The organism is Kitasatospora sp. NPDC059160 (genome assembly GCF_042755465.1).
GTDB lineage: Bacteria > Actinomycetota > Actinomycetes > Streptomycetales > Streptomycetaceae > Kitasatospora.
Genome location: NZ_JBHZCN010000092.1, coordinates 1 through 13,074, shown reverse-complemented (window position 1 = coordinate 13,074; position 13,074 = coordinate 1). Strand labels below are relative to the sequence as shown.

The 13,074-nt window shown below is 70.0% G+C and carries 19 protein-coding genes; 12 read left to right on the top strand and 7 right to left on the bottom strand.

Going from position 1 to position 13,074, the window contains the following annotated elements; translation table 11 throughout:
- Window positions 1–25 precede the first annotated feature (25 nt).
- From ACFXOZ_RS31860 to ACFXOZ_RS31850, 3 genes are all read left to right on the top strand, one after another.
- Window positions 26–595 (top strand): methyltransferase family protein, encoded by a 570-nt coding sequence (locus tag ACFXOZ_RS31860; RefSeq protein ID WP_380527312.1) that lies wholly within the window; start codon window positions 26–28, stop codon window positions 593–595.
- Window positions 596–756: 161 nt separating this feature from the next.
- Entirely contained in the window at window positions 757–1,041 is a 285-nt protein-coding gene (gene tatA / locus ACFXOZ_RS31855) for a Sec-independent protein translocase subunit TatA (RefSeq protein WP_360226432.1), read from the top strand.
- A 132-nt stretch (window positions 1,042–1,173) separates the two neighbouring features.
- Window positions 1,174–1,698 (top strand): ion channel, encoded by a 525-nt coding sequence (locus ACFXOZ_RS31850; RefSeq protein ID WP_380527309.1) that lies wholly within the window; start codon window positions 1,174–1,176, stop codon window positions 1,696–1,698.
- 132 nt (window positions 1,699–1,830) lie between these two features.
- Here the strand turns inward: ACFXOZ_RS31850 and ACFXOZ_RS31845 are convergent, their stop codons facing one another.
- Window positions 1,831–2,091 (bottom strand): hypothetical protein, encoded by a 261-nt coding sequence (locus tag ACFXOZ_RS31845; protein WP_375887431.1) that lies wholly within the window; start codon window positions 2,089–2,091, stop codon window positions 1,831–1,833.
- Window positions 2,091–2,456 (bottom strand): ATP-binding protein, encoded by a 366-nt coding sequence (locus ACFXOZ_RS31840; RefSeq protein WP_380527307.1) that lies wholly within the window; start codon window positions 2,454–2,456, stop codon window positions 2,091–2,093. Before ACFXOZ_RS31840 ends, ACFXOZ_RS31845 begins: the two co-directional genes overlap by 1 nt.
- A gap of 260 nt (window positions 2,457–2,716) precedes the next feature.
- Here ACFXOZ_RS31840 and ACFXOZ_RS31835 point away from each other — a divergent pair, with 260 nt between their 5' ends.
- The 3 genes from ACFXOZ_RS31835 (at window position 2,717) to ACFXOZ_RS31825 (ending at window position 4,707) form a co-directional block, all read left to right on the top strand.
- Window positions 2,717–3,574 carry a helix-turn-helix domain-containing protein gene (locus ACFXOZ_RS31835; RefSeq protein ID WP_380593523.1) on the top strand — a complete coding sequence of 286 codons (858 nt, stop codon included), beginning with the start codon at window positions 2,717–2,719 and terminating at the stop codon, window positions 3,572–3,574.
- Between the two features lies 1 nt (window position 3,575).
- Window positions 3,576–3,767, top strand: a complete 192-nt coding sequence (locus ACFXOZ_RS31830; RefSeq protein ID WP_380593522.1) for a DUF397 domain-containing protein — start codon at window positions 3,576–3,578, stop codon at window positions 3,765–3,767.
- A gap of 382 nt (window positions 3,768–4,149) precedes the next feature.
- Window positions 4,150–4,707, top strand: a complete 558-nt coding sequence (locus tag ACFXOZ_RS31825; RefSeq protein WP_380527304.1) for an NUDIX hydrolase — start codon at window positions 4,150–4,152, stop codon at window positions 4,705–4,707.
- Window positions 4,708–4,730: 23 nt separating this feature from the next.
- Here ACFXOZ_RS31825 and ACFXOZ_RS31820 read toward each other — a convergent pair whose 3' ends face one another.
- Window positions 4,731–5,873 (bottom strand): XRE family transcriptional regulator, encoded by a 1,143-nt coding sequence (locus ACFXOZ_RS31820; protein WP_380527302.1) that lies wholly within the window; start codon window positions 5,871–5,873, stop codon window positions 4,731–4,733.
- Window positions 5,874–6,154: 281 nt separating this feature from the next.
- Between ACFXOZ_RS31820 and ACFXOZ_RS31815 the strand changes: the two genes are divergently transcribed.
- The 4 genes from ACFXOZ_RS31815 (at window position 6,155) to ACFXOZ_RS31800 (ending at window position 8,332) form a co-directional block, all read left to right on the top strand.
- Complete coding sequence (locus ACFXOZ_RS31815; RefSeq protein ID WP_380527301.1) at window positions 6,155–6,325, top strand: hypothetical protein; 171 nt, start codon at window positions 6,155–6,157, stop codon at window positions 6,323–6,325.
- Between the two features lie 82 nt (window positions 6,326–6,407).
- A complete protein-coding gene (locus ACFXOZ_RS31810) occupies window positions 6,408–7,601 on the top strand; it encodes a JmjC domain-containing protein (RefSeq protein ID WP_380527299.1) in 1,194 nt (397 codons plus the stop codon).
- Window positions 7,535–7,978 (top strand): aldo/keto reductase, encoded by a 444-nt coding sequence (locus ACFXOZ_RS31805; RefSeq protein ID WP_380527297.1) that lies wholly within the window; start codon window positions 7,535–7,537, stop codon window positions 7,976–7,978. The genes ACFXOZ_RS31810 and ACFXOZ_RS31805 overlap by 67 nt, the downstream gene beginning before the upstream one ends.
- Before the next feature lie 12 nt (window positions 7,979–7,990).
- A complete protein-coding gene (locus ACFXOZ_RS31800; protein ID WP_380527295.1) occupies window positions 7,991–8,332 on the top strand; it encodes a hypothetical protein in 342 nt (113 codons plus the stop codon).
- On the opposite strand, the gene ACFXOZ_RS31795 is transcribed toward ACFXOZ_RS31800, so the two are convergent.
- Window positions 8,320–9,147, bottom strand: a complete 828-nt coding sequence (locus ACFXOZ_RS31795) for a hypothetical protein (RefSeq protein WP_380593521.1) — start codon at window positions 9,145–9,147, stop codon at window positions 8,320–8,322. The genes ACFXOZ_RS31800 and ACFXOZ_RS31795 overlap by 13 nt on opposite strands.
- Window positions 9,148–9,162: 15 nt before the next feature.
- Here ACFXOZ_RS31795 and ACFXOZ_RS31790 point away from each other — a divergent pair, with 15 nt between their 5' ends.
- On the top strand, window positions 9,163–9,369 hold the full coding sequence (locus ACFXOZ_RS31790; protein WP_380593520.1) for a UTRA domain-containing protein: 207 nt from the start codon (window positions 9,163–9,165) through the stop codon (window positions 9,367–9,369).
- A 45-nt stretch (window positions 9,370–9,414) separates the two neighbouring features.
- On the opposite strand, the gene ACFXOZ_RS31785 is transcribed toward ACFXOZ_RS31790, so the two are convergent.
- Both ACFXOZ_RS31785 and ACFXOZ_RS31780 read right to left on the bottom strand, forming a co-directional pair.
- The gene (locus ACFXOZ_RS31785) at window positions 9,415–9,789 is read right to left on the bottom strand and encodes a VOC family protein (RefSeq protein WP_380593519.1); all 375 of its coding nucleotides are present in this window, start codon (window positions 9,787–9,789) and stop codon (window positions 9,415–9,417) included.
- Window positions 9,790–9,796: 7 nt separating this feature from the next.
- Window positions 9,797–10,399, bottom strand: a complete 603-nt coding sequence (locus ACFXOZ_RS31780) for an ABATE domain-containing protein (RefSeq protein ID WP_380532952.1) — start codon at window positions 10,397–10,399, stop codon at window positions 9,797–9,799.
- Window positions 10,400–10,479: 80 nt separating this feature from the next.
- Here ACFXOZ_RS31780 and ACFXOZ_RS31775 point away from each other — a divergent pair, with 80 nt between their 5' ends.
- Window positions 10,480–11,223: an MBL fold metallo-hydrolase gene (locus ACFXOZ_RS31775; protein ID WP_380593518.1), complete on the top strand. Its 744-nt coding sequence runs from the start codon at window positions 10,480–10,482 to the stop codon at window positions 11,221–11,223.
- Between the two features lie 15 nt (window positions 11,224–11,238).
- Here ACFXOZ_RS31775 and ACFXOZ_RS31770 read toward each other — a convergent pair whose 3' ends face one another.
- Window positions 11,239–12,879, bottom strand: coding sequence for a protein kinase (locus ACFXOZ_RS31770; protein WP_380593517.1), 1,641 nt, complete (start codon window positions 12,877–12,879; stop codon window positions 11,239–11,241).
- Window positions 12,880–13,074 lie beyond the last annotated feature (195 nt).

Genomic DNA, 13,074 nt, shown 5'->3' with positions numbered 1-13,074 from the left:
AGTCCGCGACCGTCAGGAGCTCCCCATGTCCCTGCCGTCCCTCCTCTCCCTGCTCGGCGTCCTCTGCTGGGTCGGCTACGAGCTGCTGCTGCGCCGCCGCGAGGACAGCGCGGCCGGCAGCTGGCGCGCCGACGACCGCGACCGCGGTTCGACCCGGCTGCTGCTCACCTGCTACGTCGCGTCCGTCCTGGTGGTGGTGCTGTTCGAACGCGCCGGCGTCGGCATGCTGCCCGCCGGGCCGCGCTGGGCCGGGGTCGCGCTGGTCGTCGCCGGGCTGGCCCTGCGCGGCTGGGGCATGCGCACCCTGGGCCGCTACTACACCCGCACCCTGCGGACGGTGGACACCCAGCAGGTGGTCCGCAGCGGCCCGTACCGGCTGATCCGCCACCCGGGTTACGCGGGCAGCCTGCTGGTCTGGTGCGGCTACGCGCTCGGCACCGGCAGCTGGGCAGCGGCACTGCTGGTCACCGTTCTGCTGCTCGGCGCGTACGGCTGGCGGATCGCCGCCGAGGAGCGGCTGCTGCTCGGCGCGTTCGGCCCGGCGTACGCCGACTACCAGCGGGTTTCCAAGCGGCTGGTGCCATTCGTCTACTGATGGCCCGGCGGCGCCGCCATCGGTGATCCGTTCGGGCGGCACCTGGTTTTCGGCCAGCGTTTCCCGTCCGGTGTATCCGTTCGGCCTGGGGGCCAGGCATACTGGCCAGCAGGGCCTAGCGCCCTCCGTGACTCTAGACAAGAAGGGACCGGTGGCCAGGGATGCTGCGGAACGGTCTTGAGCCCTGGCACATCTTGGTGGTGCTGGCGGTCGTAGTCCTGCTGTTCGGATCGAAGAAGCTGCCGGAGATGGCCCGTGGCCTCGGCAAGTCGATGCGCATCCTGAAGGCGGAGACCAAGGCGATGCGCGAGGACGGCGGCGAGCAGGCGGACGCCGGCACCGCGCAGAGCACGGCCGCCCCCCAGCAGGCCGCCGACCGCCCGGCCGTCACGCCGACCAACGTGACGAAGAGTGCCGAGGCGAAGCGCCCCGAGACGACCGCCTGAGTCGTCGTACGAGGTTCTGGTCGAGCCCCCCGGTGGATTTCCACCGGGGGCTCGACGCTTTCCCGGGCCGCCTCGCCCCGGCCGGAGTAGCCGGGCGGGCGGGGCGGGTCCGGGTGGACCAGGCTGGGCGGGATGTCCGAGATCCCTCCTCTCCCGTCGGCCGACCTCCGGGCCGTGGCGTGGCTGCTGGGCGCGTTCACGCTGCTGATGGTCGGGTACTTCACGCTGCCGTTGGAGTGGTTCGGCGACCGGCGGCCGCTCCTGAGCTGGACGGTCTTCGTGGCGGCACTGGGCGGGTTGAGCTGGCTGATGCTGGCGAAGATCGTCGGGGTGCTCAAGGGGACGGCGAAGCAGCCGGTGGCCTGGCTGGCCTTCCTCATCTTCCTGGCGATGGTCATCTTCTCGGCGACGTACTACGCGCTGGGCGCGCACAAGGCCGAGTTCGCGGGGCTGGAGACGCGGCTGGACGCGCTGTACTTCACGGTCGTGACGATGGCGACGGTGGGGTACGGCGACATCACCCCGGCGGGGCAGACGGCGCGGCTCGTGGTGGTCCTGCAGATCGGGTACAACTTCGTGTTCCTCGCGGCGGCGGCCGGGACGGCGTCGCGGACGATCCGCGGGAACGTGGAACGCCGGATCCGGCGCCGCGGGTGAGGACCGCTGCCGTCCCGCCGGCCCGTCAGTCGCCCTCGTCCGGCTCGGGCGGGGTCGCGCGGAGAGCGGTGACGACCCCCAGGGCGACGGTCGCGAGCGCGAGTGCGAGGAGGGCGGCGAAGGCCGCGGCGATCAGGAATCGCACGGGGCGCCCCACTGTCGTTCGGCTTCGAGGAGGAGGGACAGGAGGTTCAGCAGCGTCGACGCGGGCGCCGTGTTGAAGCAGACCAGGACGCGCCCGTCGAGGGTCCGGTCGGTGTCGACGGAGGGGAAGAGCAGGCCGAACTTACGTCCGCGCTGGAGGAGTTCGGCGAGGAGCGTACGGATGTGCTCGTCGGTGCAGGCCCGGACCCGGGGATCGGTCGGCAGCAGCGGGCGGCGGGGGAGGGACATCAGGCGGCACCCAGGTCGCACTCGAACCAGATGACCTTGCCGCGTTCCTGCGGGTCGACGCCCCACCGGTGGGTGAGACCGGCGACCAGCTGGAGGCCCCGGCCGGACTCGGCGAGGAGGTCGAGGGGCTGCGGGACGGGAAGCTGCGGGCTCTCGTCGGCGACGGAGACCCGGAGGGTGTTGTGGAGGAAGAGGATCTCGGTGACCGGCGCGGGGGTGCCACCGTGCAGCCAGGCGTTCGCGAGGAGCTCACCGAGGGCGAGTTCGGCCTCGAAGGTGGCGGAGGGGTGCCAGCCCGCGCGGACCATCGCGTTGCGGAGGGACTGGCGGGAGAGGGCGAGGGAGGGCGTGTTGAGGTGACGCATGGGAGAACTCCCGGGCGTGTGCGGGGTGGAGAACCGGCGGATACGTCGCCGTGAACCAGGCCGTGGAAGAAGGCACGACTGCTCTGCGGTGCTTACCAGCAAGCATTACTGACGATCCGTCGGATCGATGTGACATCGACCATAGCGCACGATCTACTTAAGTTTAGGTAGTTTGCTCAGAATTCCCTCTTCAGAGGGACAGATGGCCCCACCACCCGGGCGCGCGTCACACTGGGTCCACATGATGCAGAGAGGACCCCATGCCTGGCCGTCAGAACCCAACCTTTCGCCAGCGCCGTCTGGGCGCCGAACTCCGGAAGATGCGAGAGCGAGCCGGCCTCGGAGGAAGCCAGCTTGCCCGCGCGCTCGGAGTAAGCGCTGCACAGGTGACGCAGATGGAGAGCGGCAAGACGAGCGTCAGCATGGACCGGCTCCGAACCATCGCCGCGGCCTGCAACTGCGGCAGCCAGCCGTTGATCAGCTCCCTCGGCAGCATCAGCACACGCAAGAAGGGCTGGTGGGAGAAGTACCGCCATCGACTCCCAGACACCTTGCTCGAATCCGCCGAACACGAGGACTTCGCCACCGGCACGATCCGGCACTGGGCGTCCGCAATCATCCCGGGGCTTCTGCAGACCGAGGAGTATGCGCGAGGAGTCTTCAACCGTCACCTCTCTCCAGTTCCGGCTGACGAGCTGGATCTACGAACCAGCTTCCGTATGGAGCGAAGGGCCAAGTTCCTGGAAGACCCGAGGAAGAAGCTTGAGATCTACATCCACGAGTCCAGCCTGGTCACCCGCTACGGAGGCACCGCTGTTCTGCGGAGCCAGCTTCACTCCCTGATCGATGACGCCGCCGGAGAGGCTGTCTGCATCCGAGTCGTCCCCTTCGCCGCCCACACCTACCCGGGCTCGATCGAGAACTTCGCCTACTCGTACGGGGAGGTTCCCGAGCTCGACACGGTCGAGATGGAGGCATCAACCGGCCCCATCTTCTACGACTCCCTGAACGAGCTCGAGTCCTACCGAAGAGTCCTCGATCGGATCGAGAAGTCATCCCTCGACGCCGATGAATCCCGAGACCTGATCCATCACACGGCCAAGACCCTGAAAGGCTGAAATGCCCCAGAATCAATGGCAGAAGTCGTCCTACAGCAGCTCCGGCGACAACTGTGTGGAGGTCCGCAGGGCCGACAAGCTGATCGAACTCCGCGAGTCCGACGAAGGCGAAACCATCCTCCGCACCAACCTCGCAGCCTTCACCGCCCTCCTCGACGGCCTCAAGGCCGGCGAGTTCGACCACCACGCCTAACCCCAGCGGCCCCTCACGCTCGTTCGCGGATGCTGTTGGCGACTGTGGACTGTTTCGCCCCGCTGGACTCATCCAGCGGGGCGAACTACTGCCAGGTGTGGGTTCTGATTTCGAGCCCGGGGTGTCTCGGCGAGCCAGATGTCGATGTGGCCAGGTAGATCACCGTGCCGAGGAGCTGATGCCGAAGGCTCACCCGAGCCTGTGCTCGGGGCCTCGACCGGATGCAGTCGGAGCGCTGCGAACAAGGCGTGCAGTGGCCGGATGAGATCAGTCGCACTCGCCAGCAGCATCCCTGGATGAATGAGGGCTCGAACACACGGCCTCCGTTCGGCGAGTGTGGTCAACTATCCCCACCTGCTGCCTTCCTGGGATGTGATTGCTGATGAGCGCTCAGGCCGATGAGCTCGAGCCGTGGAAGGTCCACGGCGACCGCTTGGTCTATGACAACCCATGGGTGCAGCTGGCCCTCGTGGACGTTGAACCTCCTGGTGTGGCGCGCTTCGAGCATCACGTGGTGCGCTTGAAGCGCGTGGCCATAGCCGCGGTGCTGGATGATGACGGCGACCGCGTGTTGATGCTGTGGCGGTACCGCTTCGTGCCGCAGTCCTGGGGCTGGGAGCTGCCCGGTGGCATCGTCGATCCCGGAGAGGATGGCTTGCGGGCTGCCCTGCGCGAAGTCGAGGAGGAGACCGGCTGGCGGCCTGAGCACCTCGACCACGTGGTCACCTTTCAGCCGATGGTCGGCATGGTGGACTCGCCGCACGAGGTGTTCGTCGGCCATGGGGCGACCCTCGCGGGCGAGCCGGAGGCCGGCGAGGAGGCCGGTCGCGTCGCGTGGGTGCCGATGTCCGAGGTGCCTGTGCTCATGGCGGAGGGGAAGCTCACGGGTTCGGGCACTCTGGTGGCGCTCCTGCACATCCTGGCCTCCCGCAAACAGTGATGCCCGGGGAGGCCCCCATCCCATCACGATGCTCCGAGCTTCTCGACCAGTTGATTGGCTCGGGCGCGTTGGCGGGCCGATCCGGTGCGATTGGCCAGCAGGCGTGCCTGCCGTAAGTGGTGTGCGGCCTCGTCCAGTTCTTCTCGGGCGAAGTGGGCCTGGGCGAGATCGCAGTGCAGGCCGGCGGTCGCCCTGGTGAAGGTGGCGTCCATGGTGGCGAGGGCGTCGTACAGGTCACTCATCGCGGCGTCGTCCCCAAGACGGGCGAGGACGTTGCCTCGCCACCGGGCCAGGTGGCTGTCGTTGAGGAAGATGCTCAACATGTCGGGGTCGCGGTCCGAAGTTCCAGCGGGGAGAGTGGCCGCTGCCGAGTCCAAGGACCGCCGACAGGCTTCCGTCTGGCCGGCCTGAGCCAGGAGTTCGGCTTCGGCCGCGTGCAGCCATGCGGCCAGCCGAGGGGAGGCCTCGGTGCCGACGGAGCGGTGTGCTTCCTGGATGAGCTGTACGGCGAGATCGTTCTTCCCGGCGGCCGACAGCACGTATGCCTGTTCGGCCATGGCGTGCGCGAGGTACATCGGCTCCTTCGCTTCGGCTGCGGCCCTCTTGCCCAGTTCGTAGTGACGCCAGGCTCGTTCACTGGCACCGACGTCGAGCGCCTGCCACGCCGCCAGGGTGGCTGTCCCGGCGAGTGCTCGGGCGATGGGTTCCCTGGTGGCGGGCAATACGGCGAAGGTCAGCGATTCTTCCAGGGCCGTCAGGTGTGCCTGCATCTGGTCGACCAGCGCAGCAGCGCCCATCTGGCGGTCCACTGTACGCAGGAGCTCGGTCTGAGCCATGAAGGTGTCCACCATGCCAAGGCTGAGGCTGTGGGCCGCATCGATGCGGCTGACCAGTTCGTCGTACCCGGCAACGGTCAGCGCTCGGCCATCTGACGCACGGCCGTCGAGAAGCTCCCGGTCGGTGAGCCCGAGCAACCCGCGCAGCACCGCGGCGTACAGGGGACCAATCGGTCGACGGCCGTTCTCCCACTCCGAGACGTAGACGCGCAGGCTCGCTGTCGAGGCGATGTCGAGGAGATGCCTGCGGGCATGCCGCTCCATCTCGTGGACAAGCCGCTCCTGTGACCAACCCCGCTCCTTGCGAGCCTGCCGCAACTGAGCTGACATCTCTCGGCCTCATCCCGTGATCGTGCCAACCGATGCGTCCTGACTGCGGCGCCGCAGGTCGGAGACGGTTAACTCGCCGAGGTTAAGGGCGATTGGCTACCGGACCGGCACGCAGTCAACTTCCATTGTTCTCACACCAATCACCGAGTCGGCTGCCGATCCGAGATTTCGATCGATCGGAGCTTGATCTCCCCAGCTGCTCGGCTGCCCGAGGCTCAGGGCGCGCTTCAGCTCAGACCTCCGCCTGGAGCTGGGCGGAGCCGAGAAGAGAGGAGCACCACATGGACGACACCACGAACGACCCGCTGAGGAAGACGAGTGGGCTGCTGGTCGCGGTCGAGGAACTGGCCGCTGTCCAGGACAGGTACGACAGCCTCCGCTCCGACAACGCCGGATCGTCCGGCGACGCGCCGTGGCCCGGTGGTGACGGCAACCTGACCGACGTCGGATAGGGCGCCGGTCATCCCCAGGGGTGGGAACTCGTGCACGGCGCGAGTTCCCACCCCGCTCCAGCACACTCCTGAGGAGGTAGCAGTGGAACACCGACTGGTCAGCGCCATCGAGACGGCTCTCGGATGGCAGAGTTCGGAGCCGATCGGTACCGGCTTCATGCTCGGGCGGATCGAGGACGACGCGCTCCTGTCGCGCATCCTCACCCCGGACAAGCTGCTCGACATCGCCATGCGGCGCAGCTTGAACCGGCCGCAGTTCCGGGCCTTCCAGATGGGCGAGGAAGTCCACCCGGCCGTGTACTTCACCGACACCGTCAGCCCGCGCGGACAGTCCGTCCCGATGACCAACATGCATCGCCTCGGGGACCTGCTCCGGCAGGGTGCGACGCTCATCATGGACCAGGTCAACGTCTTCGATCCCACCATGGAAGTCGCCTGCCGCGCCTTGCAGTGGTGGGCGCACGAGCGCGTACAGGTGAACGCGTACCTCACCACCAACGATGCCGCGGGGTTCCCGCTGCACTGGGATGACCACGATGTGATCATCGTTCAGCTTTCGGGAGAAAAGGACTGGGAGGTTCGAGCCACCTCCCGCGCCGTGCCCATGTACCGGGACGCTGACCCCAACAGCACGCCCAGTGACACCGTGATCTTCAACGGCGCACTCCAGGCCGGTGACGTCATGCACATTCCGCGCGGCCACTGGCATCAAGCCACCCGCACCGGAAGCGGCGCCGGTCACAGCCTCCACGTCACGTTCGGCGTCACCAGGCGCACCGGCGCCTCCTGGATGGCCTGGCTGGGCGACTGGTGCCGAGAGCAGGAGGTCTTCCGCCACGACCTCGACCACAGGGGTACCGGCAGTTCCGCCCTGGTCGAAGCCGCCACCCGCCTTGTCGGCCGGCACGGCCCGGAGGACTTCCTCACGGCCTACGGACTCCAGACCGCTCCCGGGCGCCACGTGCCCTTCCTCGGCATTTCCGGCCCGCCTCGCACCGTGGTGTGCACCACCCACTTCCCACCCCGGATCAAGGAGAACGGTGACACCGTGGATGTCACGGCGGCCGGGAAGAAGCTCACCGTCGCCGCCAAGGCCGTCCCCTCCCTGCGGCTGCTGCTCAGCGGCCGACCGGTCCCGCTCGAACGGGCAGCGGCGACCGCTGGGGACGAGATCCACGAGGTCGCCGCGATCCTGATCAAGGAGGAGCTGTGCGCACCGCTGACCGACGAACTGTCCTCGGGCTACACCGGTCTCGTCACCGACGCGACCTCCTGAGCGACGCTCTGGACCTCGGTGTCACTGCGATCGACACCGCCTCGAACTACCTCGGCCATCACTCTCACCGCACCCTCGCAACGGTCGCCGGTGACCTGCTCCCGAAGTTCTCGATCTCCACCAAAGTCGGCTACTTCGAAGACGGCCACAGCCTCCTCCCGGAACGACTCCGGCACGCTGTCGAGAAGACGGCCAAGGATCTCGGCCACGAGCCGGGCACGATCCTCCTGCACAACCCGGAACACTCCGCCCCGGACGCCGAGACCTTGACGCACGCGTGTGCCGCCCTGGTCGACGCGACAGCGGCGGGGCTGTGCGAGCACTGGGGGATCTCCACGTGGGACCCACGCCCGCTGGTCGGCCTCGACGCACCGTGACCGGACGTCCTGATGGTTCGCTCCGGCCTCCTGGTCAGCAACAGAGTCCTCGACGCCGCTGAGGCACTGGTGACCTGGTGGCGGCCGGCCGCGGTGTGGGGCATGAGCCCGTTCGGAGGCAGCGCGACCGCCCCCGTATGGGCAAGGGTGGAGCCGAGGACATTCCTGCGGGTACCGGCTGCCACGACGGTGCAGGCAGCATTCCGGGTCGCCTTCGCGCTCCCCAGGGTGGACGCGGTGGCAGTGAGCACCGACGACACCGGGCACCTTCGAGAGCTGCTCGGCGGCCTGGCGTACGAAATCGACACTGAGGTGCTCCGGTCGTACCGGCAGCTCCTGCGTCAGTCCACGTGAAGCTCCTTCACCACCTGCTCCGCCAAAACGCGGGCACCCTCAAGGCGCGGGTCCTCGGGATGTGCGTACGGCCCGAGGATCTTCGCCGCGACGAACAAGGTCATCAGCTTGCCGTCCCTGCTCGCGAAGTCGCGGCTCCGCTCACCGCGGACGCGATCGGCCAGCGCCGGTACCGCCAGCGATGCCGCCCACAGCGTGGCAGCGTCCAGACCGCGCGGGGCCATGCCCCAGTCCTCCCAGTCGAAGACGCAGAACTCGGGCGCGGTCACATTCGCCCAGTTCAGATCCGCATGCGCCGGACACCACTCACTCACCGTGGTGTCGATGCCCGGGAACACCTGGCAGATCGTCCGAGTCACCAGCTCCTGGGTGATCGTCTCCGTGTCCGGAGTGGCGATCCGATTCGTCCGCTGACCGGCGAGCGCATCGAGAGAGGCATTCAGCTCCGACCACCATCGGGGCGGCAGCCCGGGGTCCTCGGCCACAACTGCGGATCCTGCTGGGGCAGACGGCAGCAGTTCGGTCTCATCAGCCCGCCACATCACCGGCTCGGCCTCGTCCCGCCAGGCGAAGCCCGCGAGCCACGCGGGCTTCGCGATCCCGCGCAAGGCCTCAGCGGAGGGAGTGCCGTCCCCGCCCTGGATGCCGATCCGGTCGAGCCCCCGCCGCTCGATGCGTACCCACGTGCCGCGCTCCGTGCCTGCTCCCACGGATCGGCGTTTGCGGACCACCGTCTTCCTGTCGAGCCTCGTCACCAAGGCAGCCTCGACACGTCCCAGCACCTCGTCCACCGGCACCCGGCGCAGATCCGTCATAGGACAACGGTAACGATGCACAGGGGAGTTGGGAGTCGCTCCGAACGCGACGACATGCACGCGCGGGCGGCCGACCAGCGGGAGGCGGCCGGGCTGGCGGTGGCGGTCGGGAGTCCGATCCTGGCTCTCGTCCACCGGTGGTCGGACGACGACGGGTTGATCGAGTACACGGAGTCGTGCCTGCCCGCCCGGTTCACCATCGGGTACGAGTACACGCCGTAGGGGATGGCCCACAGGGTTGTCCACAGGCTGTGGACAACCCTGTGGTCAACCGTGGGCGGTGTCGATGACGCAGAAGCGGTTGCCCTCGGGATCGGCGAGGACGACGAAGTCCGGGTCGTCGGGGTAGAGGTCCCAGTCGACCTCCTGGGCGCCGAGGGCGATCAGGCGGCGGACCTCGGCGGCCTGGGCGGCGGCGCCGTCCGCGTAGAGGTCGAGGTGGACGCGGGGGTGAACCTGGACGGGGGACTCGGAGATCCCCAGGGCGAGTTGGACGCCGGTGCCGCCGTCGGCGGGGAGCAGCACCGTCCAGTCGTCCTCGACCAGGCCGTCCCTCGGGACGTAATCGAGCGCGGCCGCCCAGAAGGCGACCGCGCGGGGCATGTCGGCGACACCGAGGACGAGGGATCCGATCGTCAGCACCGCGCCATTATGACGCGGCCTCAGCCTTGCTCCGGCGCGCGTAGGCCCGGGCCGCGCGGACGCGGTCGCCGCAGCGGGTCGAGCACCAGTGGCGGGCGGCGTGGGTGCGGACCAGGAAGCGGATGCAGGGGCTCGCGGCGCAGGCGGCGAGGCGGTCGGCGTCCGGGCCGGTGAGCAGGTCCGCCGCGTCGGCGGCGATGACGGCCATGGCGTGCACGGCGACCTGGTCGGCCGGATGGGCCGGCGCGCGGTACGGGCCGTCCGGCTCGTACCAGCGCAGCAGGGCGGCGGCGGAGGTGGCGGTGAGCGCGGCGTTGAGCGCGTCCACGGCCTCGGCCGGCGGCACCGCGCCGTCGACCCGGGCGGCGAGCAACACCCTGAGCCGGGACCGGAGTTCGCGCAGCCGTCCGGTGCAGTACTCGTAGACCTCCGCCCCTTCGGGGGCGAGGCCCCGTTCGACCAGCCAGCGGGTGGCGTCGGCGGGGGTGGCCAGGAGGTCGAGGCGGCCGGTGGTGAGCGCGAGGTCGCTGTTGGCGAAGTCGAGGGCGACATGCTGCTCCGAACCCGGTGCGGGCGGCGGGGCGGTGAGGGTGGCATTCACGGTTCTCATGGTAAACCTTGCGCTCTTCCGTGATGGAGGGTTAGGTTTCATCACGTCAAACGATGACTTTCTCCGTGAGGTGAACCAGCATGTCGAACATCCGCGTCTTCGGCGGCCCGACCGCCCTCATCGAATTCGGCGGCCTCCGCTTCCTCACCGACCCGACCTTCGACGAGCCCGGCGACTACCCGCGCGGCGGCGGCCGCGCCCTCACCAAGACCGCTCCCTCCCCCATCACCCCCGCCGACCTCGGCCCGGTCGACGCCGTCCTGCTCTCCCACGACGAGCACCCGGACAACCTGGACACCTCGGGCCGCGCCCTGCTGCCGACCGTCCCGCTCGTCCTCACCACCACCAGCGGCGCCGAGCGGCTCGGCGGCACCGCGCGCGGGCTCGCCCCCTGGGAGTCCGTGGAACTGGCCCGCCCGGACGGCGGCAGCGTCACCGTCACCGCCACACCCGCGCTGCACGGGCCCGAAGGCGCCGAGGCGGTGCTCGGCCAGGTGATCGGGTTCGTGCTGACCGCGCCCGACCTGCCGAGCGTCTACGTCAGCGGCGACAACGCCTCGCTGCCGCTGGTCGAGGAGATCGCCGAGCGGTTCGGCCCGGTGGACACCGCCGTCCTGTTCGCCGGCGCCGCCCGCCCCGGCCCCTTCGACGGCGCGCTGCTCACCCTGGACAGCGCCCAGGCCGCCGAGGCCGCCGCCCTGCTGGGCGCGCGGCGCGTGGTACCGGCGCACTTCGACAGCTGGGCGCACTTCACCGAGGGCCGTACGGCGCTGGAGGCGGCCTTCGCGGCGGCCGGGCTGAGCGACCGGCTGCAGTTCGCCTGACCGGGGCGGAGTGCCTCAGTCGTCCTGGAAGTTGCCCGCCGACGTGTGGAGGGTCGCGTACAGCGCGGACAGACGGGCGTTCCAGTTGGCGTAGGTGGGGCCGTCGATCGCGTGCTTCTTGCCCAGGTCCTTGATCGTCTTCTGGGCGGCCCGGAGCTCCTGGGCGGCGTCGTCGGGGTTGCCCTCGTTCAGCCGGGAGGCGGTCTCGTCGAGGATCTGCAGCAGCTCCGTCTGCTTGTCGCGCTCCTTGCCGACCTGCGCCTGCGCCACGGCCTGCCGGAAGGACTGGAGTTGGAGCTCCGCGGGCTGGTTGCGCGGGACGGACTGGGTGGGCACGGGAGCGGTCGGCGTGGCGGCCGGGGTGGTGGGGGCGGCAGCAGCGGAGGTCGGGGCCGTCGTCGCAGTGGTGGCCACGGACTTGGTCGCCGCCGGGGGCTTGGCGGCGGCGTTGCCGGCCGGCTCGTCGGCGGCGGTCAGCACCACGGCGATGACCCCGGCGAGGCCGGCTATGCCCAGCGCTCCGAGGACCAGGGGCTTGTTGCGCCGGCTCACCGTGGGGGCGGGCATGGGGAGCCGTCCGGCCGGGTGCGCCGCGGGCGGCATCGCCGGGAGCGGCGCCATCACCGAGGTCGCGGCCGGGACGGGGTGGTGCGGGACGCCGTGCGGGGTCTGGGGCGGGAGCAGGGTGGTGTGCTGCTGGTTCGGGTGCACCGGCGCCATCGGCCCCATCGGCCCCATCGGTGCCATCGGCGGCATCGACCCCGTCGGCCCCACCGGCGGCAGCAGCTGCGTGGGAGCGGCGGTCGCGAGCAGCTCCGCGGTCGGATCGCCGACGGCCAGGCCCGGTACGGTGCCGAGGAGTTCGGCCCGCGCCGCGGCGGCGTCGGCCGGGCGGTGGGCCGGATCCTTGGCCAGCAGGCGCAGCGCCACCGCGTCCAGGGCCGGCGGCAGGCCCGGGCGGCGCGCGGACGGGGGCAGGGGCTGCTCGCTGACGTGCTTGAAGGCGATCGCCACCGGGGTCTCGGCGGTGAACGGCGTCGCGCCGGTGAGCATCTCGGTCAGCACGCAGCCGACCGCGTACAGGTCGGTGCGGCCGTCCAGGGCGGAGGCGGTGGCCTGCTCGGGCGAGAGGTAGGCGGCCGTACCGAGCACGCTCGCGGTCTGGGTCAGGTTGCTGGACGAACCGGCCCGGGCGATGCCGAAGTCCACCACCTTCACGCCGCCGTCGTCGGTGATCATGATGTTGCCGGGCTTGATGTCCCGGTGCACCAGGCCCGCCGCGTGCGCGACCGACAGCGCCTCGCAGACCGCCGCCGCGATGCCGACCGCGCGCTCCACCGGCAACTGCGGCTGCTGGACCAGGACGGCGGCGAGCGAACGGCCGTTCACCAGCTCCATGACGATGAACGGGGTGCCCTCGTCCACGCCCGAGTCGAAGACCATGACGATCCTCGGGTGCACCAGCATCGCGGCGTGCTGCGCCTCGCGGCTGAAACGCTCGGCGAAACGGGGGTCGTCGGCGAGGCCGCCGTTGAGGACCTTGACGGCCACCTGGCGGCCCAGGACCCGGTCGAGGCCGCGCCAGACCGTGGCCATGCCTCCGACGCCGAGTATCTCGACGAGTTCGTAACGCCCGTTCAGCGCGCGTCCGATCACCTGGGACTCCCCTCACGTGCGGCCTCCGGGGTCCCGAGCGGCCTCGTGCACCTGTGCACGATAGCCGCCCCGGGCCCGGGACCTGAGGGGGTGGCGGCCGGGGGACCGGGCAGCGGTCCCCCGACCGCCGGTCGGGGGGTGGGGGGCGCCCCCGTAGAGGGGTGGCCGGCGCCCCCCTACGGTGCCGCCGGGCCC